Source organism: Planobispora rosea (assembly GCF_014648175.1).
GTDB classification, from domain to species: Bacteria; Actinomycetota; Actinomycetes; order Streptosporangiales; family Streptosporangiaceae; genus Planobispora; species Planobispora rosea.
In genome coordinates, this window is the sequence record NZ_BMQP01000036.1 from 28833 (window position 1) to 47830 (window position 18998).

The 18998-nt window shown below is 69.9% G+C and carries 18 protein-coding genes and 2 pseudogenes; 7 read left to right on the forward strand and 13 right to left on the reverse strand.

Annotation, left to right across the window (positions count from 1 at the left end; translation table 11 throughout):
• Positions 1-6: 6 nt before the first annotated feature.
• Positions 7-975 (reverse strand): thermonuclease family protein, encoded by a 969-nt coding sequence (locus IEZ08_RS28790; protein ID WP_068926839.1) that lies wholly within the window; start codon positions 973-975, stop codon positions 7-9.
• A 131-nt stretch (positions 976-1106) separates the two neighbouring features.
• On the opposite strand from IEZ08_RS28790, the gene IEZ08_RS28795 reads away from it, so the two are divergent.
• Positions 1107-1718, forward strand: coding sequence for a hypothetical protein (locus IEZ08_RS28795; protein WP_068926837.1), 612 nt, complete (start codon positions 1107-1109; stop codon positions 1716-1718).
• Positions 1719-1781: 63 nt separating this feature from the next.
• Here IEZ08_RS28795 and bioB read toward each other — a convergent pair whose 3' ends face one another.
• From bioB to IEZ08_RS28815, 4 genes are all read right to left on the reverse strand, one after another.
• Positions 1782-2777 (reverse strand): biotin synthase BioB, encoded by a 996-nt coding sequence (bioB, locus tag IEZ08_RS28800; RefSeq protein ID WP_141704240.1) that lies wholly within the window; start codon positions 2775-2777, stop codon positions 1782-1784.
• A gap of 79 nt (positions 2778-2856) precedes the next feature.
• Positions 2857-3585, reverse strand: coding sequence for a dethiobiotin synthase (gene bioD / locus IEZ08_RS28805; protein ID WP_189243365.1), 729 nt, complete (start codon positions 3583-3585; stop codon positions 2857-2859).
• Positions 3586-3625: 40 nt separating this feature from the next.
• Complete coding sequence (locus tag IEZ08_RS28810; RefSeq protein ID WP_068926834.1) at positions 3626-4345, reverse strand: GntR family transcriptional regulator; 720 nt, start codon at positions 4343-4345, stop codon at positions 3626-3628.
• 81 nt (positions 4346-4426) lie between these two features.
• Entirely contained in the window at positions 4427-5581 is a 1155-nt protein-coding gene (locus tag IEZ08_RS28815) for an 8-amino-7-oxononanoate synthase (protein WP_068926831.1), read from the reverse strand.
• 68 nt (positions 5582-5649) lie between these two features.
• Between IEZ08_RS28815 and IEZ08_RS28820 the strand changes: the two genes are divergently transcribed.
• Complete coding sequence (locus tag IEZ08_RS28820; RefSeq protein ID WP_068926828.1) at positions 5650-7149, forward strand: sensor histidine kinase; 1500 nt, start codon at positions 5650-5652, stop codon at positions 7147-7149.
• Between the two features lie 131 nt (positions 7150-7280).
• Here the strand turns inward: IEZ08_RS28820 and IEZ08_RS28825 are convergent, their stop codons facing one another.
• Positions 7281-7535 carry a WhiB family transcriptional regulator gene (locus IEZ08_RS28825; protein ID WP_068926826.1) on the reverse strand — a complete coding sequence of 85 codons (255 nt, stop codon included), beginning with the start codon at positions 7533-7535 and terminating at the stop codon, positions 7281-7283.
• Between the two features lie 281 nt (positions 7536-7816).
• Positions 7817-8770 carry a diacylglycerol/lipid kinase family protein gene (locus IEZ08_RS28830; RefSeq protein ID WP_068926824.1) on the reverse strand — a complete coding sequence of 318 codons (954 nt, stop codon included), beginning with the start codon at positions 8768-8770 and terminating at the stop codon, positions 7817-7819.
• 229 nt (positions 8771-8999) lie between these two features.
• Here IEZ08_RS28830 and IEZ08_RS28835 point away from each other — a divergent pair, with 229 nt between their 5' ends.
• Complete coding sequence (locus tag IEZ08_RS28835; protein WP_068926822.1) at positions 9000-9395, forward strand: hypothetical protein; 396 nt, start codon at positions 9000-9002, stop codon at positions 9393-9395.
• A 15-nt stretch (positions 9396-9410) separates the two neighbouring features.
• Here IEZ08_RS28835 and IEZ08_RS28840 read toward each other — a convergent pair whose 3' ends face one another.
• The 3 genes from IEZ08_RS28840 to sodN form a co-directional block, all read right to left on the reverse strand.
• Positions 9411-10211: an RNA polymerase sigma factor SigF gene (locus IEZ08_RS28840; RefSeq protein ID WP_068926819.1), complete on the reverse strand. Its 801-nt coding sequence runs from the start codon at positions 10209-10211 to the stop codon at positions 9411-9413.
• A complete protein-coding gene (locus IEZ08_RS28845) occupies positions 10208-10633 on the reverse strand; it encodes an ATP-binding protein (protein WP_068926817.1) in 426 nt (141 codons plus the stop codon). Before IEZ08_RS28845 ends, IEZ08_RS28840 begins: the two co-directional genes overlap by 4 nt.
• A gap of 241 nt (positions 10634-10874) precedes the next feature.
• Positions 10875-11276 carry a superoxide dismutase, Ni gene (gene sodN / locus IEZ08_RS28850; protein WP_068926815.1) on the reverse strand — a complete coding sequence of 134 codons (402 nt, stop codon included), beginning with the start codon at positions 11274-11276 and terminating at the stop codon, positions 10875-10877.
• Between the two features lie 63 nt (positions 11277-11339).
• On the opposite strand from sodN, the pseudogene IEZ08_RS28855 reads away from it, so the two are divergent.
• Positions 11340-11678: pseudogene (locus IEZ08_RS28855) on the forward strand (S24 family peptidase); the annotation flags it as partial.
• Here IEZ08_RS28855 and IEZ08_RS28860 read toward each other — a convergent pair.
• Positions 11633-12178 (reverse strand): CGNR zinc finger domain-containing protein, encoded by a 546-nt coding sequence (locus IEZ08_RS28860; RefSeq protein ID WP_068926811.1) that lies wholly within the window; start codon positions 12176-12178, stop codon positions 11633-11635. The pseudogene IEZ08_RS28855 and the gene IEZ08_RS28860 overlap by 46 nt on opposite strands.
• 281 nt (positions 12179-12459) lie before the next feature.
• On the opposite strand from IEZ08_RS28860, the gene IEZ08_RS28865 reads away from it, so the two are divergent.
• A complete protein-coding gene (locus tag IEZ08_RS28865; RefSeq protein WP_068926809.1) occupies positions 12460-13650 on the forward strand; it encodes an NAD(P)-dependent malic enzyme in 1191 nt (396 codons plus the stop codon).
• 215 nt (positions 13651-13865) lie between these two features.
• Complete coding sequence (locus IEZ08_RS28870; protein ID WP_068926807.1) at positions 13866-15224, forward strand: NsdA family TPR-like regulatory protein; 1359 nt, start codon at positions 13866-13868, stop codon at positions 15222-15224.
• Between the two features lie 207 nt (positions 15225-15431).
• Here the strand turns inward: IEZ08_RS28870 and tnpA are convergent.
• Positions 15432-15820 (reverse strand): annotated as a pseudogene (gene tnpA / locus IEZ08_RS28875) (IS200/IS605 family transposase); the annotation flags it as partial.
• Positions 15821-15842: 22 nt separating this feature from the next.
• Here tnpA and IEZ08_RS28880 point away from each other — a divergent pair.
• Complete coding sequence (locus IEZ08_RS28880) at positions 15843-16994, forward strand: RNA-guided endonuclease InsQ/TnpB family protein (protein WP_189243366.1); 1152 nt, start codon at positions 15843-15845, stop codon at positions 16992-16994.
• Between the two features lie 90 nt (positions 16995-17084).
• On the opposite strand, the gene IEZ08_RS28885 is transcribed toward IEZ08_RS28880, so the two are convergent.
• Positions 17085-18725 (reverse strand): trypsin-like serine peptidase, encoded by a 1641-nt coding sequence (locus tag IEZ08_RS28885; protein ID WP_189243367.1) that lies wholly within the window; start codon positions 18723-18725, stop codon positions 17085-17087.
• Positions 18726-18998 lie beyond the last annotated feature (273 nt).

Below are 18998 nucleotides of genomic sequence, written 5' to 3' on the forward strand. Positions count from 1 at the left end.
TCGGGCCTACAGCGGAGGAACCGACCAGCCCTTCTCCGCCCAGAGCGGCGCGTGCTCGGCGTTGACGAACAGCCGGTCCTCCGGGTTCGGGACGCGGTGGTAGCTCTGCGGGTGGAGCAGCTCGCGGGCGCTGTCGGACAGGTCGAGGACGTAGCGGTCCGGGGCCCGGCGGCCGGCCAGGAATCGCAGCTCGAAGGCGTGCAGCCGGAGCGGGTCCGCCGGGTTCCAGAGCCCGTGGCCCGCCTCACGCGCCTGCCGTACCGACTCGCGGGCCTGACCCAGCGCGCCCCGCTCGGCCAGCTTCCTGGCCGACCCCGGCGCCGGTACGGCCTGCGCCACCCGATCATGCTGCCGGGCGAAGGGGTCCACGTTGGGCCAGATGAAGTAGGGCATGACATGCCCGTGCGCGAGCAGGCGTTCGTTGTACGGCGCCGGCCGGGGCCTGTGCCGCTGTTCCCGGTTGACGTAGCACAGCAGCCTGCCGTACCGGTCGAGGATCTCGTGCGCGAAGGCCAGTCGCAGCTTGAAGGTCTCGGGGGTCAGTCCCTGCTCGGCGATGTCCGAGGTGATCATGTCCATGAGCGCCCGGGTGGGCGGGCCGCCGTGCGCGGCGTGGTTGGCGGCCGTGGAGGCGTCCAGCTTCCCCAGCAGGTGGGAGTGGAGCGCCGAGCGCAGCGGCAGCGGTTCGAGCCCGGGCGCGAACGGGTCGGTGAGGAACTGCGCCCACGCCGGGTGCGAGATCTTGGTGAAGCTCTTGGGCCAGTCGGGGAAGTCGGAGTTGCGGGGCAGCTCGAAGCTGACCTCGGGGGCGTCCACGCCGAGCAGGCGCACGCCGAAGTTGCCGTCGGCTGCGATGTTGATCGTGTCGCCGTCGTGGACGATCTTGTCGATGGGCTGGGGGCCACCCGCGGACCGCGCCAGGAGCGCGTGTCCGACGGTGACGCCGGGGACGGGCTGTTCGATCGCCTTGGCCATGCTCACATCATCAACGCCGATATGCGGCCCGTCAGGAGGATCGCCGGAATATTGATCGCCTGAGCGAACCAACCGCCATGAGGCCACGTCTGATCATGTGTCGTTGATGTCCGGAAGGTGAGGAAACACCTATGAGGGTCGTGAAGACCGTAGCCGCGGTGGGAACCGCGGCCCTGCTCGTCCTCGGCGGCGGGGCGGCGGCGGGAGCCGCGGCCGGGCTGCCCCAGGGGTTCCTGCTGTACGAGGCCAAGGCCGAGGGACCCAAGAAGTCGTGGGAGACGTGGAAGATCGACGACAGCCTCCGCACGCCGCTGACGCTGAACCCGTGCCACGTCGAGCGTCCCTGGGACGGCCGCCGCTCGGCGGCCCGGTCCATCACGTACGTCGCCGAGACCGACCTGCTCAACGAGCAGGTCGTGGTGTACCGCAGCGAGCGCGCCGCCCGCGCCGCGATGGCCGGGCTCCGCTCCCAGCTCAAGCGGTGCGCGAAGACCGGCAAGGGCTACGACGCCGCCACCTACCGCTGGAAGGGCGTGGGCATCGGCGACGAGGCGCTGCGGGCCGGCGGGTCGTACTTCGAGTCCAGGTTCCGCTACGTCGCGGCCCGGCACGGCAGGGCCGTCATCGTCTACGGCGAGGACGGCAACTTCACCTCCAAGCTGGCGAACCGGCACTTCCGCGGGCTGGAGCGCGACGCCAGGAAGATGGCGGCCAAGGTCTGCGACCTGCCCGGAGTCTGCTGACCCGGTACGGCGGGACCCGGGAGACCGGGTCCCGCCGAAGGCGTCAGGGCGTCCGGAACGGCGTCAGAGCGTCTGCGACAGCGCCTTGATCGGCATCTTCAGGTCGACCAGCAGCTCCAGGTCCTTGTCCGCGGAGCGCCCGAGCGTGGTCAGGTAGTTGCCCACGATGATCGCGTTGATTCCGCCGAGCATGCCCTCGCGGGTGCCCAGGTCGCCCAGCGTCAGCTCGCGGCCCCCGGCGTAGCGCAGGATCGTGCGGGGCAGCGCCAGCCGGAACGTGGCGATCGTCTTGAGCGCCTCGGCCCCCTCCAGCAGCGGGAGAGTCTCGAAGGGGGTGCCGGGGCGCGGGTTGAGGAAGTTGAGCGGGACCTCGTCGGGCGCGAGCTCACCCAGCTGCCCGGCGAACTCCGCCCGCTGCTCCAGCGTCTCGCCCATGCCGACGATGCCGCCGCAGCACAGCTCCATCCCGGCCTCGCGGACCATGAGGCAGGTGTCCCAGCGCTCCTCCCACGTGTGGGTGGTGACGACCTTGCCGAAATGCGACTTCGCGGTCTCCAGGTTGTGGTTGTAACGGTGCACGCCCATCTCGGCCAGCTCGTCCACCTGGGCCTGGGTCAGCATGCCCAGCGAGCAGGCGACGTTGATGTCCACCGCCTCGCGGATCGCCTTCACGCCCTCGCGGACCTGGTCCATGAGCCGCCGGTCGGGCCCGCGCACGGCGGCCACGATGCAGAACTCCGTCGCGCCGGTCGCGGCCGTCTCCTCGGCGGCCTTGACCAGCGACGGGATGTCCAGCCAGGCCGCGCGCACCGGGGAGGAGAACTGCCCGGACTGCGAGCAGAAGTGGCAGTCTTCGGGGCAGCCGCCGGTCTTGAGGGAGACGATGCCCTCGACCTCCACCTCGGGGCCGCACCACTTCATGCGCACCTCGTGGGCGAGGGCCAGCAGGTCCGGCAGGCGATCGTCAGGCAGCCGGAGGCATTCCAGCGCCTGGGCGGCATCGAGGCCCCGGCCCTCCGCGAGGACCTGGACCCGGGCGATCTCGAGGATGTCGCTCAACTGATGGCTCCGCTCTTCGGGGATCGGCTACGAGGCCCAAGCCTAGACGCGGCCCGCCGGACGGAGGGGTGCGGAGCGCTCAGGACAGGGGGGCGAGCCGGAAGGTGGTGCGGAAGGCGGCGGGGTTGAAGCCGCCGCCGAGCACCGGGCCCAGCCCGGCGCGGGCCACCCCGGCGAAGGCCTCCCGGTCCAGCGCGCCCGCTCCCTCCGGCAGAACGCCCGCCAGCGGCCGGGCGGACAACATCTCCAGATCCGCCACGTTGCACCGCTCGGCCAGTCCGGGCTCGGCCGGCCACGACCCGATCACCACCCCGGCCAGGTCGAGCCCCCGGCCGGCCATGGCCTCCAGCGTCAGCGCGGTGTGGTTGAGCGTGCCCAGCGCCGCCCTGGCGACCACGAGCACCGGCGCCCTGAGCGTCCGGGCGAGATCCGCGAGCGTGGCGCCCTCCTCGTCGAACCGGACGAGCAGCCCGCCCGCACCTTCCACGACCACCAGCCGGTGCGACCCGGCCAGCTCCTCGATCCGCTCGGCGGCCTCGGACAGCGACACCGGGGGAACCCCCGCCACCCGGGCCGCGGCGGCCGGCGCCAGCGGGTCGGGGAACCGGGCGAACTCGAAGGTGGTCGTGACCCCCGAGAGCCGGATGACGTCATCCAGATCGCCGGGCTCGTTCTCCCCGACCCCGGTCTGCGCCGGCTTGACCACCGCGACCGACGAACCCCGCTCCCGCGCGAGGGCCGCCACAGCGGCCGTGACGACCGTCTTCCCCACCCCGGTGTCGGTCCCGGTAACCACGAGAATGCTCACCCGCCCCACCCTACGGCTCTCGCACGGCGCGGCCTGCGCCTCAGGGGCGGCGCAGGCGGGTGACGAACTTGTAGCGGTCGCCGCGGTAGAGGGACTGGGCCCACTCGACGGGGTTGCCGTCGGCGTCGAAGGCGTGACGGGTCAGCAGCAGCATCGGCAGGCCGACGTCCACGCCCAGGACCTGGGCGTCGTACGGCGTCGCGAGCACGGTCTCGATGATCTCCTCGGCGTCCATCAGCCGCACGTTGTAGGCGTTGTGCAGCGTCTCGTACAACGAGGAGTGGACCTCCAGCTCGCGGCGGAGCCGGGGGAACCGGCGGGCCGACAGGTGGGTGGTGTCGATGGACATCGGCTCGCCGTTGGCCAGACGGAGGCGGTGGATGCGCAGGACGCGGCCGCCCGGGTTGATCGCCAGGCGGCGGGCCAGGGGCTCGTCCGCGGTGACGTAGCTGATGTCGAGGATCTTGGTGTCCGGCTCCAGGCCGACGGTCCGCAGGTCGCCGGTGTAGGAGGTCAGCTGGAGGACCTGGGCGACCTTGGGCTGCGCGACGAAGGTGCCCTTGCCCTGGATGCGCACCAGGCGGCCTTCGACGACGAGTTCCGAGAGCGCCTGGCGCACGGTGGTGCGGGACGTCTCGAAGCGGACGGCGAGGGTCCGCTCGGGAGGCAGGGCGCTGCCGGCGGGGAGGCTCTTGGTGAGCGCCAGGAGGCTCCGCTTCACGTCGTAATACTTCGGGATGCGGGGGGACTCGTCCGTCATGGAAGCTCCTCGCCCGTCGGTTCGGAGCCTTCCGGACACGGAGCGCCGTGCCTGCTCACATCGCCGCGCTGGCTCACATGCTCACCTTTTCATCTTGGCCACGGCGGTGAGTGCACCCCGGATCACCGCGAGATCATCGGAACTCAGATTGGCCCGCGCGGTCAACCGCAGGCAAGAGCGGCCGACCGGCACCGAGGGCGGCCGGAAGCATCCGGCGCGCACTCCGTGTTCCGCGCAGATCGCGGCGGCCCGGAGCGCGGCCTCGGGAGGGCCGAGCACGATGGGGACCACCGCACCCGCCGGTTCGCCGGTTTCCAGACCGAGGTCGCGGGCCATCGAGGCCAGCTCCTTCGCTCTGGTCCGGACAGATCCGGGCAGTTCGGGCTGAGTCCGAAGGATATCCACGGCCGCGAGTGCTGCGGCCACGCTGCCGGGAGCCAGGCCGGTGTCGAAGATGAACGAGCGGCCGGTGTCTATCAGGGTTTCGGTCACTTCAGGGGCGCCCAGAACCGCTCCGCCCTGGGCCCCGAGGGACTTCGACAATGTGACGGTTCTCACAACCGTCCGTTCACCCGCCAGACCCGCCGCGTGCACCGCGCCGCGCCCGCCCTCGCCGATCACGCCGATCGCGTGCGCCTCGTCGACGACCAGCAGCGCGCCCTGCCGTACGGCCGCCGCGTGCAGCTCCTCGATCGGCGCGAGGTCCCCGTCGACGGAGAAGACCGCGTCGGTGACCACGATCGCGTGCTCCTCGTCCCGGTCGGCGAGCGCCTTCTCCACGGCCGTCACGTCCTTGTGCGGAGTGATCACCACCCGGGACCGCGACAGGCGGCAGGCGTCCACGATCGAGGCGTGGTTGCCGGCCTCGGAGACCACCAGGGCGCCGGAGCCCAGGGCTGCGACGGCCGCCAGGTTGGCCAGGTAACCGGAGGAGAACACCAGCGCGCTCTGCGCCCCGGTGAAGGCGCACAGCGCGTCCTCCAGCCGGGTGTGGAGCGCGGTGGAGCCGGTGACCAGGCGGGAGCCGGTGGAGCCGGTGCCCCAGATCCGGGTGGCCTCGACCGCGGCCTCGGCCAGGCGCGCGTCCCTGGCCAGTCCCAGGTAGTCGTTGGAGGCCAGGTCGACCAGGCCGTCGTCGTCGGGGGTACGGGGGCGTAGGGTCCGCCTCAACCCTGCGGCCTCGCGCTTGAGGGTCGCCGCGCGCAACCGGGTCAGCGGATCCGGAGTCTGCTCCATACCGGGCATTTTTACAGTCAACCTCCCCCGATTCGCGTTCGGGCCAGCAAAGAACGCATGATGCACGGGTGCCGACTCTAAGTGACCTGGCGGTCCGTCACACCGCCCTTGACGATGCGGACCTCGAGTGGATGCATTCGCTGGTCTCCGACTGGCAGCTCCTGGCGGATCTGTCGTTCGCCGACCTGATCCTGTGGATCCCGCTCAGGGACGGGAGCGGCTGGATCGCCATCGCGCAGATGCGGCCCACCACCGGTCCCACCGTCTACCACGACGACGTCGTGGGGACGATCATCGCCAAGGGCGAGCGCGAGCTCATCGACACCGCGTGGGCGGAGCGGCGCATCTGCCGTGAGGGCGATCCCGACTGGTCCAGCGGGGTCCCGGTGCGGGAGGAGACCATTCCGGTACGGCGGGCGGACCCCGGCGGCTCGCGGAACGGGCAGTCGCCCGGCCCGCGCTACCTCGGGGTGATCCAGCGTTCGACGAACCTGTCGTCGGCCCGCACGCCGTCCCGACTGGAGCTCACCTACCTGCAGAGCGCCTCCGACCTGGCCCAGATGGTGGCCGAGGGGCGTTTCCCGTTCTCCGGCGCCGAGCCGATCCTGGTCCGCTCGCCCCGGGTCGGTGACGGGCTGCTCCGGCTGGACCGGGCGGGCCGGGTCACGTACGCGTCGCCGAACGCGCTCTCGGCCTACCGGCGGCTGGGGCTCACCGCCGACCTCGTCGGAGCGGAGCTGGGCCGTACGACGGCGATGCTCTGCTACTCGGACGAGCCCATCAACGAGAACCTGATGGTCGTGGCGAGCGGCAAGGAGCCCCGGGAGACCGAGGTGGAGGCGGGCGGCACGGTCGTGCAGCTCCGGGCGATCCCGCTGGTCGTCGGGGGCGGGAGGATCGGCGCGCTGGTGCTCATCCGCGACGTGACCGAGCTGCGGCGGCGCGAGCGGGAGCTGATGACCAAGGACGCGACCATCCGGGAGATCCACCATCGGGTGAAGAACAACCTGCAGACCGTGGCGGCGCTGCTGCGGCTGCAGGCGAGGCGGTTGCAGGTGCCGGAGGGCCGGGAGGCGCTGGAGGAGGCGGTGCGCAGGGTCGGGTCGATCGCGATCGTGCACGAGACCCTGTCCCACACGCCCGAGGAGCAGGTGGACTTCGACGACATCGCGGACCGCGTGATCGCGATGGCGAGCGAGGTGTCGGCCCCGGAGGCGCAGGTCGTGCCGCGTCGGGTCGGGAGCTTCGGGGTGCTGCGGTCGGAGATCGCGACCCCGCTGGCGATGGTCCTGACCGAGTTGCTGCAGAACGCGGTCCAGCACGGGCTGGCGCACCGTCCGGGCAGGCTTCAGGTGAAGGTGTCCCGGGGCGCGGACCGGCTGGATGTGATCGTCTCCGACGACGGAGCCGGTCTGCCGGAGGGGTTCGATCTGGAGTCGTCCACGAGTCTCGGCCTGCAGATCGTGCGCACGCTGGTCGTGGGGGAGCTGTCCGGGCGGCTGTCGATCGAGCCCAGGGAGGGCGGGGGGACCGAGGTCACCGTGGGAATCCCCCTTCCCCCGGCCTGAGCGGCCGGGGGACCGGTTCGTCCGTACCCTGTCGGGTCGTGGCGCGGGGGGTGATCAAACGGGGGCTGTCGAACGGAGGCGATCAGACGGGCTGAACGGGGGCGATCAGACGGGCTGATGAGACGGGCTGATCAGACGGCGGCGCGGGCGCGGGCGCGGGCCGTGCGACGCTTGAAGGCGCGGCGCTCGTCCTCGCTCAGGCCGCCCCACACGCCGGCGTCCTGGCCGGACTCCAGCGCCCACTTCAGACAGGCCTCGCTGACGGTGCACGTACGGCACACCTGCTTGGCCTCCTCGATCTGCATGAGGGCCGGACCGGTGTTGCCGATCGGGAAGAACAGCTCGGGGTCCACGTCACGGCAGGCAGCTCGGTGGCGCCAGTCCATGCGTCCACTCCTTCGGAAGAGGAGCCCTCGCTGTGGCTCCAACGGCGTACTTTGTGAAGACTTTCACTAACTGGACCGAACGGTCTCCCGGATCGGGGTCGACCCGGGATGCGTTCGATTGATCGCCGGTGGCCTGAGAGCGATGGTGGCCGCTCAAAGGTCCTACGTTCCGACGTCAATGTTGAGATTGTCAGTCACGCTGAGCGCACGCAAGGGGTTGAGTAGGGGCTTTTTCTCATGGGCCGTGTCGGATGCGTCACACCATGACGGGATGTAACTAGTCAGACCAATACTTGTAACGCATTAGGGATAGACCGGAATGTTGCTCGCTCGACTTCTCCCAGGTAGTCCCCGTCGAGCTGGAACGCCACCGGCCGCTCCGCGAGAAGGGTGAACTCCTTCTCGTCGTGGAGCTGCACCAGGTGCCGCCCGGTCGGCAGAGTGTCCCGGAGACCGATGATCTGGGAGAGCACGTGGGTCATGGCGGGCACGCCGATCCGCCGGAGCCCCAGCAGGTCGAGACCCGTCTCGAAGCTCGCCCAGGGGGTCGGGCAGACCGGCCGGGAACCGACGTAGGTCCAGGGCGAGGTGTTGGAGACGATCGCCATGAAGATGCCCTCGGCCAGGGGGACGCCCGGACCCTCCAGGGACATCGGGGCATGACGCTTGTCGGTCGACAGGTAGTGGCGCAGCGCGGTGTTCACGTAGCGGGCGGGAGTGGCCTTGAGCCCGGTGCCGCGCAGCCCCTCGACCGCCCGGATGACCTCGGCGTCGTACCCCAGGCCGCTGCAGAAGGTGAAGTAGCGGCTCTCGCCGTTCCAGACCGCCTGGCCGAGACCCACGGTCCGCCGCCGATCCTGGCTCACCGCCTCCAGCACCATCCCGGCCGCCTCGACGGGGTCGTTGGGCAGGCCGAGCGCCCGCGCGAAGACGTTCGCGCTCCCGCCCGGGATCACCAGCAGCGCCGGCCGGTCGGCCGCGACCTCGCCGATCTTGCCGTCCTCGGCGTCGAGCAGTCCGTTCACCGTCTCGTTGATCGTGCCGTCGCCGCCGAGGACCGCGACCACGTCGAATCCGGAGGCGTGCGCCGTACTGGCCAGATGGGCCGCGTGACCCCGGTAGGCCGTCTCCTCGACGGACAGGTCCACGGTGGCGCCCAGTGCCCTGATGAGCACGTCCCGCGTCCGGTGGTTGGTGGTGGTCGCCATCGGGTTCACCAGGAGCATCGCACGCATAGCGCCAGCGTATCCACCGATAAAGGTACATAGGTGGCATGAAGGCAGGTTGTTGGAATGAAGCACCATCCGGCGGGGGTGCGAAGGGCCGGTCCGAGAGGGGGGGTGGATCGGTCCGGGCGGGGAGGGTGGATCGGTCCGGACGGGAAGAACCGGTCCGCGAGGGGAGAGGGCGGATGAGCCCGGACGGGAAGAACCGGCCGGCGGCCCCCGGCTATAGGGTTGGCCTGTGCCGAACCGCCCGCCGACCCTGACCGTCGCCGCCGTCGTCCTCGCCCTCGAAGGCGTCACCGCCCTGCTGCTCGGCGGCTATGTGGGCGTCGAGACGGTGATCGGGAAGCCGGACGACGTGATGAGCTCCCTCTTCGTCGCCGGGTTCGGGCTCCTCGTCGGCGGTCTGCTGCTCCGGGTGGCCTGGGGCCTGCTGAGGGCCGAGAGGTGGACCCGGAGCCCGGGCGTGCTGACGCAGATCTTCATGATCCCGGTCTGTGTCACGCTGTTCCAGTCCGGCCAGGCGCTCCTCGGCGTGCCTCTGGCCGTCGCGGTCGTGACCGGACTGGTCGCGCTGCTCTCCCCGCCGACGACCCGCGCCCTCTACGGGGACGAGCCGTCGGCCAGGGCGTGATGCCGGCCCGCCCGGTCAGTCTTCGGCGGTCAGGCCCTCGCGGAGCTGGGTCAGCGTCCTGGCCAGCAGGCGCGAGACGTGCATCTGCGAGATGCCCAGCTCGGTGGCGATCTGCGACTGGGTCATGTTGCCGAAGAACCGCAGCAGCAGGATCCGCTTCTCGCGCGGCGGGAGCCGTTCGAGCAGCGGCTTGAGCGACTCGCGGTACTCGACGCCCTCCAGGGAGTCGTCCACGATGCCGAGGGAGTCGGCCACCGCGGGCGCGTCGTCGTCACCGGAGTCGGGGGCGTCGAGAGAGACCGTGGAGTAGGCGTTGGCCGACTCCAGACCCTCCAGCACCTCCTCCTCGCTCATCTTCAGATAGGCCGCCAGCTCGGCGACCGTGGGAGCACGGCCCTCGCGCTGGGACAGGTCGCTGATCGCCTTGGTGAGCGAGAGCTTCAGCTCCTGCAGGCGGCGCGGCACCCGGACCGCCCAGCCCTTGTCGCGGAAGTGCCGCTTGATCTCGCCCACGATCGTCGGTGTGGCGTAGGTGGAGAACTCCACGCCCCGGCTGAGGTCGAAGCGGTCGATCGACTTGATCAGGCCGATGGTGGCGACCTGGGTCAGGTCGTCGAGCCACTCGCCCCGGTTGCGGAACCGGCGGGCGAGGTATTCGACCAGGGGTAGATGGAGCTCGACGAGCTCGTCGCGGATGCGCTGGCGTCGCGGATCGTCGGGGGGCAACTCCGCCAGTTCACCGAAGAGCGTGCGCGCGCGAACCCTGTCGGGCACCGCGTGATCGCTGGTGGCCATGGCACGAGTCCTTTCCGTCACGCCGGCCTCGCCGCGCCTCGACGCTTGCGCAGGACGATCGCCATACGGTCAGGGGAGTCGGTCACCGCGTCCACGTCGTCGGCCAGAGCTGTGAGCACCATCCAGGCGAACTCGTCGCGCTTCGGCGGGGAGCTCCCCACCGTGCTGACCTCGACCCGCACCTGCATCTCCTGGCCGGTGAGCTCGAACTCGGCGGTCAGGTCGGTGCCGGGGACGGCCTGGGTCAACAGCATCGCGCACGCCTCGTCGACCGCGATCCGCAGATCCTCGATCTCGTCCAGCGTGAAGTCCAGCCGCGCGGCCAAACCGGCAGTGGCCGTACGTAACACGGACAAGTAGGCACTAACGGCAGGTAGCCGGACGCTCACCACATCGCGGATCCCGCCCATACCGACCGTGGGCGCCTCGGTGTGCTCTGTCACAGTCCTCCTCGCAGAGTCGCTCACTGCAACCTACCGCTCCGGAGCGGTCCATGGCCCGGTTGGACGCGCGATGTGAAGGATTTCCAGCCGGTTTCCAGCCACGCTCCAAACGCGGGTCAAGCGGGTCTTCGCCAACCTTCTGCGGCAGGTCAAACGGAAGTGATGCCAGAAGACACAACTGTCCTGTGAGGTCGCACTCCTCACAGGACAGTTTCTATGGCGACGCTGACGCGTCGCGGGATCAGGCGGCCTTGGTCTCCCAGAAGATCTTGGAGATCTCCTCGATCTTGCCCAGGAGCTCGTCGGCCTTGCCGACGTCCACGGTGCCCTTGGCACCGGCGGCGCCCGCGAGCTTGGTGGCGTCCCAGAAGAGCTGGTGCAGCTGAGGGTAGGCCTCCAGGTGCGGGGGCTTGAAGTAGTCGGTCCACAGCACCCACAGGTGGTGCTTGACGAGCTCGGCCCGCTCCTCCTTGATGGTCAGCGCGCGGGAGCGGAAGACCGGGTCCTCGTTGGCGGCGTACTTCTCCATGATGGCCTTGACCGACTCGGCCTCGATGCGAGCCTGGGCGGGGTCGTAGACCCCGCAGGGCAGGTCGCAGTGGGCCGAGGCGACGTGCCTGGGGCGCAGGAGTCGTGCGAGCATCGGAAAATCCTTCCTTGATGCCGGAGATCAGCATGGTCCAGGAACGACCTTACTCGTCTTCGGGCTGCCGTATTTAAAGGGGGCCAGCGCTCCATGAGAGTCCGTGTCGAAGGGGAGTCCATGCTCCCCGCCCTCCGTTCCGGCGACTGGCTCTGGGTACGGCGCGGCGCCCGTGTCCGCCCGGGCGACCTCGTCGTCGCCCGGCTCCCCTCCGACCCGCGCACACTGATCGTCAAGCGCGCCCGGTGGCGTGACGGCGACGACTGGTGGCTGGAGAGCGACAACCAGCGCGCCTCCGGCCGCCGGGACAGCTGGGACTTCGGCCCCGTCCCGGTGACGGGCCGGGTGATCCTGCGCTATCGCCCGCTGCGCGCCTGGTCGCTCTTCTTGCGGGCCCGGTAGGCCGCGACGTTCGCCCGGCTGGCGCACCGCTCGGAGCAGTAACGGCGCGACCGGTTGGAGGAGGTGTCGAGATAGACCCGGCGGCACGGCGACGCCTGGCAGAGGCCGAGCCGGTCCACGCCGAGGCCGGTGACGATGGCGGCCAGGCCCATCACGGCGCCCACGATGTACTGGTCGGAGAAGCGGCCGCCCTCGGTGAGGTGCATGTGCCACGGCTCGCCGTCGTGGGCGGAGATCTGCGGGTGCACCGGGTGGCGGCGGAGCAGCGCGTTGAGCCGGTCGACCACCTCGCGCTCGTGCCCGCCCGCCGCCGCGTCGAACACGGCCACCAGTTCCTCACGCAGGTCACGCAGCGCGTCGAGGTCGTCCCGGCCCAGGTGGCCGGCGTGCTCCGGACGCCCGCTCTCCTCCAGCAGCGCCCGCAGCCCCGGCAGGCCGGAGAGGCGGTCGGGACTGTTGACGAGCAGGACGGCCAGCTCGGCGTAGGTGGTGAGGTCCACGGGAGGTCCGGTTCCGGGGAGGCGGTGTAAGCGATGGAAGGCGACTCCGAGTATTACACGAGTGAGGTAGTTAACAGGCTGTCAACAAAAGTGTGCACACTCTGTCACCTATCCGAGTCTCAGCATGTGGCACAATCGAGAAACGGGTGACCCCCGTACCCCTCCAGACGTCCGCTCCCGCGTCGTAAGACCCGAGCGGCTACCCGAAGCCGGGCCACGCTCTTCCACGGCGTCTGCATGAAGGAACAATCCGTCTGTCTGACTGAACTACAGGGGTCGCTGTGGCCGTCACGCCATCCTCCATCTCCCTCGAATCCCTCGATCTCGATCCCGCCTTCGCCCTGCACCGCGGGGGCAAGCTGGAAGTCCGCTCGACCGTTCCCGTCCGCGACGCCGGTGACCTCTCCCTCGCCTACACCCCCGGCGTGGCCAAGGTCTGCACCGCGATCGCCGAGGAACCGGGACTCGTCAACGACTACACCTGGGTCTCCAACGTCGTAGCCGTCGTCTCCGACGGCACCGCCGTGCTCGGCCTGGGCGACATCGGGCCCGCCGCCGCCATGCCGGTCATGGAGGGCAAGGCCCTGCTGTTCAAGCAGTTCGCCAACGTCGACGCCGTGCCGATCTGCCTCGACTGCACCGACGTCGACGCCCTGGTCGAGACCGTGGCGCGGCTGGCCCCCTCCTTCGGCGGCATCAACCTCGAGGACATCAGCGCGCCCCGCTGCTTCGAGGTCGAGGACCGGCTGCGCGAGCGGCTGGACATCCCGGTCTTCCACGACGACCAGCACGGCACCGCGATCGTCGCGCTGGCCGCGCTGAAGAACGCGGCCCGGCTGACCGGCCGCCCGCTGGGCGAGCTGCGGGCCGTGGTCGCGGGCGCCGGGGCCTCCGGCGTCGCGGTCAGCCGCATCCTGCTGGGCGCCGGCCTCGGCGACATCGCGGTCTCCGACTCCCGGGGGATCATCTACCAGGGCCGGGCGGGACTCAACCCGGTGAAGGAGGCCCTGGCCCGCGACACCAACAGGGCGGGCCTGAAGGGCAGCACCGAGGAGGCGCTGGCCGGCGCGGACGTGTTCATCGGCCTGTCCGGCTCGACGGTCTCGGAGGCGGCCATCGCGTCGATGGCGCCCGGGGCGATCGTCTTCGCGCTGTCCAACCCGACGCCCGAGGTCCACCCGGAGATCGCCAGGAAGCACGCCGCGGTGGTCGCCACGGGCCGCTCCGACTTCCCCAACCAGATCAACAACGTGCTGGCCTTCCCCGGCGTCTTCCGGGGGGCGCTCGACGTCCGCGCCACCACCATCACCGAGAACATGAAGGTGGCCGCGGCCGAGGCCCTGGCCGCGGTGGTCGGCGACGACCTGTCGGCCGACTACGTGATCCCGAGCCCGTTCGACGAGCGCGTCGCCCCCGCGGTGACCGCCGCGGTCGCCGCCCAGGCCCGCGCCGACGGGGTCGCCCGTCTCTGAGACGCGATGCGGACGCCCTCGCCGACAGGCGGGGGCGTCTTGCTCTTTCGGCACTCCTGTCTCACGGAAACGTAAAGTCGTGTCACTGAACGTGCTATAAAAGAAGCTCTCCGTTATCTTCTCGGGCTGGGCGCGCACGAGGGACGGATGTGCGCGCAGAGGGCGCCGGATGCGTCCTCATGCGCTCCCCGCGTTTCCTATCTGCGAGGAGAGCGATGCAACGCGAGCCCAATCGGCTGCTCAGCAGGCTCATGGCCGAGGCCGGTCTCACCCGTAAGGAACTGGCCCGCAAGCTCAACGATCTCGGTGCCGCCTGGGGCCTGCCCGGGCTGGGATACGACCACAGCTCGATCGGACGCTGGCTCAGCGGCAGGCGACCGAAAGACCCCGCGCCCGACCTGCTCGCCGGGGTCTTCGCCCGGCGTCTGGGCCGGGTCGTGGACTCGGAGGACTTAGGACTGCCCACAGGGTCACCCCCCCTCGACCTCGGGCACGGGATCACTCACACCTGGCATGAGGGGGTTGCAACCGTGACAGCACTCTGGCGAGCGGATGTGGAGAGGCGCAAGTTCCTGCTCGACTCCACCTTCGTGATCGGAGCCGGTTCCATCGGGGCGCTGAAATGGCCGATCCTGCCGATGGAGGCCCGCCCGGTCGCCGGCGGGTCCCGGATGGTGGGCAAGGCCGACATCGCGGCGATCCGGGAGGTGACCCGGTCCTTCGGTGAGTTGGACAACAGGTTCGGCGGCGGCCGGATCCGCTCGGCGGTCGTGAAATATCTGGACACGGCGGTCGCTCCGCTGCTCAACGACGGCTCGTACGCCGAGGCCACCGGTAAGGAACTCGCCTCGGCCGCCGCGGAGCTGACCAGGCTGGCCGGCTGGATGGCCTACGACCTGGAGCACCACGGCGTGGCCCAGCGCTACCTGATCCAGGCGCTCCGCCTGGCCAGGGGGGCGGGGGACCACGGGTTCAGCGGGGAGATCCTCGCCGGGATGAGCCACCAGGCCACCTACATCGGTCAGCCCGCGCACGCCCTCGACCTGGCCCGCGCCGCCCAGCTCTCGGCCCGGCGCGCGGGGATCTTCTCCCTGCTCGCCGAGGCGTTCGTGCTGGAGGCGCACGCCCACGCGCTGCTGGGCGACCGTACGGCCTGCGCCGAGGCGCTGCACCGGGCGGAGGTGGCCTTCGACCGCAGGAAGACCGGCGACGAACCCGACTGGATCACCTACTTCGACGAGGCCTACCTCTCGGCCAAGTTCGCCCACTGCTTCCGCGACCTGGGAGACGGCCCGCAGGCCGTACGGCACGCACGACGGTCGCTGGAGATGGACGGGCGGTTCGTGCGCGGGCGCATGTTCAACCTGTCGCTGCTGGCCGCGGGACTGGTGCGGAGCGGGGAGGTAGAGGAGGCCTGCGCGGTGGCGGGCGAGGCGCTGGATCTGGCCGGCGGGCTCCAATCGGCCCGGACCCGGTCCTACATGACCGACCTGCGCGACCGCCTGAAGCCGTACGCCGCCGAACCCGCGGTGGCCGAACTGGACCGGCGCATCGGGGAGCTCGTGCCCGCCTGACGGGGCCGGAGAACGCGCGGAGGGCCCGGCACGGGACCGGACCCTCCTTGTGTGGGCGGCGGACCGCTACCAGGCTCGTCCGCAGTGCTCCGGCCTTCAGGCCGGGGGTGAAGCGGACTCTCCCGCCCAGCGGGGCAGGGAAAGCTGGATCGCCCCCGGGCGATCCAGCCTCTACCCGGCTCAGACCGGGCGGTTCTGCTGCTCGATGTACTGGCGCAGGACGCTGATCGCAGCGCCGCCCACGCTCCCGGCGAAGTAGGAACCCGACCACAACTTGTTCGCCCGATAGTAGTGGCCGGCCAGCTCGGGGAACTCCTGTCGCAGCCGCGGGAGGACACCCCTTTCAGCGAGTTGACCAGCCGGGACAGGGCGACCTTCGGCGGGAAGGTCACCAGCAGGTGGACGTGGTTGCTCTCACCGTTGAACTCCGCCACCTCGCACTCGAAATCAGCGCACACCTCTCGCATGATCTGCTCCATGCGCTCCAGGTGGACGCCGGTGAAGACCGGATGCCGGAACTTGGTGACGAAAACCAAATGAGCGTGCAGGACGAAAACACAGTGTCTACCAGTCCTGATGTCTCCGTATTCGGCCATAAACCAATCGTAGGATCATGGCGTGCAGCTCCGGTACAACTTCCGCCTCTACCCGACCCCCGGCCAGTGCGCCGCGCTGGCCCGCGCGTTCGGGTGCGCGCGTACGGTGTTCAACGACGGGCTGCGCGCACGACAGCAAGCCCACGCGGCCGGCCTGCCGCACCTGTCGGACGGCGAGCTGTCCCAGCGGGTCATCACCGAGGCGAAGAAGACGCCTGAGCGCGCCTGGCTGGGCGAGGTGTCGGCGGTGGTACTCCAGCAGGCGCTGGCCGACCTGAACACCGCCTACCGCAACTTCTTCGCTTCGCTGTCCGGCAAGCGCAAGGGCCCGAGCATCGCCCCGCCCCGATTCCGGTCCCGCAAGGACAACCGGCAGGCGATCCGCTTCACCCGCAACGCCCGCTTCTCGATCACGGCGGGCGGGAAGCTGCGCCTGCCGAAGATCGGCGACGTGACGGTGACGTGGTCCCGCCGCCTCCCGTCCGAGCCCTCCAGCGTGACGGTGGTCAAGGATGCGGCCGGGCGGTACTTCGCCTCGTTCGTCGTCGACGTCGCCGCCGAACCGCTGCCGCAGACGGCCGCCGAGGTCGGGATCGACCTGGGGCTGACGCATTTCGCGGTCCTGTCGGACGGCCGGAAGATCGACAACCCCCGGTTTCTCCGCCGCACCGAACGGCGGTTGCGCAAGGCGCAGCAAGCCCTGTCCCGCACGGCGAAGGGGTCAAACAACAGCAAGAAGGCCACCGTCACCCTCGCCTGTGCCCATGCCAGGGTGGCCGACGCCCGCCGGGACTTCGCGCACAAGCTCTCCACCCGGATCATCCGCGAGAACCAAGCGGTGGTCGTGGAGGACCTGTGCGTGAAGGGCCTGGCCCGCACCCGGCTGGCCACGTCCGTGCACGACGCCGGATGGTCGGCATTCGTGAACATGCTGGAGTACAAGGCCGCCCGGTACGGCCGCACCCTGGTGAAGATCGACCGCTGGTTCCCCAGCAGCAAGCTGTGCTCGGCCTGCGGCGCGCTCGCCGGGTCCATGCCGCTGAACGTCCGGTCATGGGCCTGCCCCTGCGGAGCATCGCACGACCGAGACGTCAACGCCGCCCAGAACATCCTCGCCGCCGGACGGGCGGAGAGGCTAAACGCCTGCGGAGGGACCGTAAGACCCGCCGCCTAGCGGAGGGCAGGACCCGGCGAAACAGGAAGCCACAGAGGTGCCGCACGCGCGGCACGGGCTGAATCCCCGGCCTTCAGGCCGGGGAGCGCGTCAATTGAGCAGCTCGCCCTGGTCGCTGACGATCCTCGCGTTGCGGGCCTGGTTGGCGTCGGCGTAGACCTCGGCGGTGTCACCGTTGAAGTACGGCGAGCTGACGAAGTCGATGCGGTCGTTGCCGTCCTGGTCGTGGAAGAGGCTGGTGACGCCGTTGACGTAGCCCAGACGCTTGCTGTTGCTGTACTTCAGCAGCCAGGGCCCGCCGTCGGAACCGCCGGTCATCGAGCACTTCAGCGCCAGGTGGTCCTCGACCTTGAAGGCGTTGGAGGCGTAGGTGCCGGTGTTGGTCTTGCCGTGGCAGTACTTCATGGTGAGGCCGGTGTACGGCTTGTCCCCGTCCGGGTGGGCGTCGCCGGGGTAGCCGAAGGCGAAGACCGGCTGGCCGGGCTTCTGGTTCCAGGCGAAGCCCTGCCCGCCGACCACGTCACCGAGGCGGCCGACGTTCTTGGCCAGGCCGATGATGTACTGCTCCACCCAGTAGGTGGTGGTGGTCACCGTGGTGGACTTGACCCACTTCTTGATGAAGTACTGGGTCTTGTACCACTCGATCTCGTTCTGGTTCTTGTCCTTGACTGCGGTGAGCTCGCCCAGGAAGTTGCCGGAGGCCTTCTCCTTGAGGAGCTTGTCGTACTCCTCCTTGGAGATGGGGGTCTTGCCCTTGTTCCCGCTCTTGGAGATGAACTTCTCGCCGTTGCGGAGGGCGTCGGTGGCGTCGGAGGCCTTGCCGTAGTCGTAGGAGGTGACCTCGACGGCCAGCAGCTTGACGCCGTTCTTGCCCTCAGGCTTGACGTAGTCCGCGATCTCCTGGTCGGTGTACTTCTTGCCGTCCGCCGGAGCCGGAGGGTTGACGGTCTCGACGTTCGTCGCGACCTTGTCCTCCTTCTTGTACGGTCCCAGGTCGCCGTACTTGGCGTACCCGGCCGCGTACTCGTCGGCCGTGATCGTCTTCGGCTCGATCCACTTGCCGCCGTTCCACGCGGCGAACTCGCTGCCGGTGACCCTCTTCTCCCCGTTGAAGACGAATCCGTCGTAGACCGCGACGAAAGCGTAGTCGTGGTCGAAGTCCTCGTGCACGGCGAAGTTGTAGTGGGTGAAGGCGGCCTGGCCGACGTAGACCCCCCAGGGGGCCTTGCCCTCGTGGTAGCCCGGGATGAAGACCCAGTTGCGCAGGGCGTCCTCGTTGCCCTCGACGTCGTAGACGCAGTGGCCGGCGGTGGCGACCAGGTTGCGGTACTTCGACTGGATCGAGGTACCGGAGCACCAGCGGGGGACGCCCTTGTGGTCGAGGAAGAAGACCTTGCCGGCGGTCTTGGGGAGGTTGACGTTTCGCACCTTGGCGGAGGTGCCCTTCTCGCCACCGATGGGGGCGACCTGGCCGGGCTTGCCGTCGGTGGTGTCTCCCTGGCCGCGGACGAGCTTGGCGACGTCCTTGCTGTCCCAGGTGTACTGGCGGGCCTGCTTCAGGGCCGCGCCGTTGGCGTCGAGCCAGAACTTGGCGACCGCGTAGGCGCCGGGCCGGTCGGCGCTGAGGGGGGTGCGCTCCGGCTCCGCGGCGGCCTGGGCGGGGGTGGCCAGGGCGGCGGCGAGACCGGCGATCGAGAGGGGGATGAGGAGATGCTTCGTGCGGGGGTTCACGGTGGCTCCAGGGCGGGCGAGGCCTCACAGATCATGAGGTCGCGGAGTGAGGGGTTCCGGAAAACCGTAGCAATCTGACATAACCGCTGGTAGAGGCGTTACCTGGGAATTCGGTCACGGATCTCTCCGGGTTCCGGACGGCGGCGAGAGGGTTCCGGGGCGAGGAGGTTCCGGACAACGGCGAAGGGGCCCGGTCCGAAGACCGGGCCCCTCCGTTTACTGCTGGGGTGAACTAGAGGTGTGGACCCCCTAGCTCGGGATCGTCAGATCCTC

Coding starts and splice junctions, on each gene's coding strand:
- IEZ08_RS28790 (WP_068926839.1), bottom strand. CDS start 975: ATGGCCAAGGCGATCGAACAGCCCGTCCCCGGCGTCACCGTCGGACAC.
- IEZ08_RS28795 (WP_068926837.1), top strand. CDS start 1,107: ATGAGGGTCGTGAAGACCGTAGCCGCGGTGGGAACCGCGGCCCTGCTC.
- IEZ08_RS28810 (WP_068926834.1), bottom strand. CDS start 4,345: ATGACGGACGAGTCCCCCCGCATCCCGAAGTATTACGACGTGAAGCGG.
- IEZ08_RS28815 (WP_068926831.1), bottom strand. CDS start 5,581: ATGGAGCAGACTCCGGATCCGCTGACCCGGTTGCGCGCGGCGACCCTC.
- IEZ08_RS28825 (WP_068926826.1), bottom strand. CDS start 7,535: ATGGACTGGCGCCACCGAGCTGCCTGCCGTGACGTGGACCCCGAGCTG.
- IEZ08_RS28830 (WP_068926824.1), bottom strand. CDS start 8,770: ATGCGTGCGATGCTCCTGGTGAACCCGATGGCGACCACCACCAACCAC.
- sodN (WP_068926815.1), bottom strand. CDS start 11,276: ATGCTCGCACGACTCCTGCGCCCCAGGCACGTCGCCTCGGCCCACTGC.
- IEZ08_RS28870 (WP_068926807.1), top strand. CDS start 13,866: ATGCAACGCGAGCCCAATCGGCTGCTCAGCAGGCTCATGGCCGAGGCC.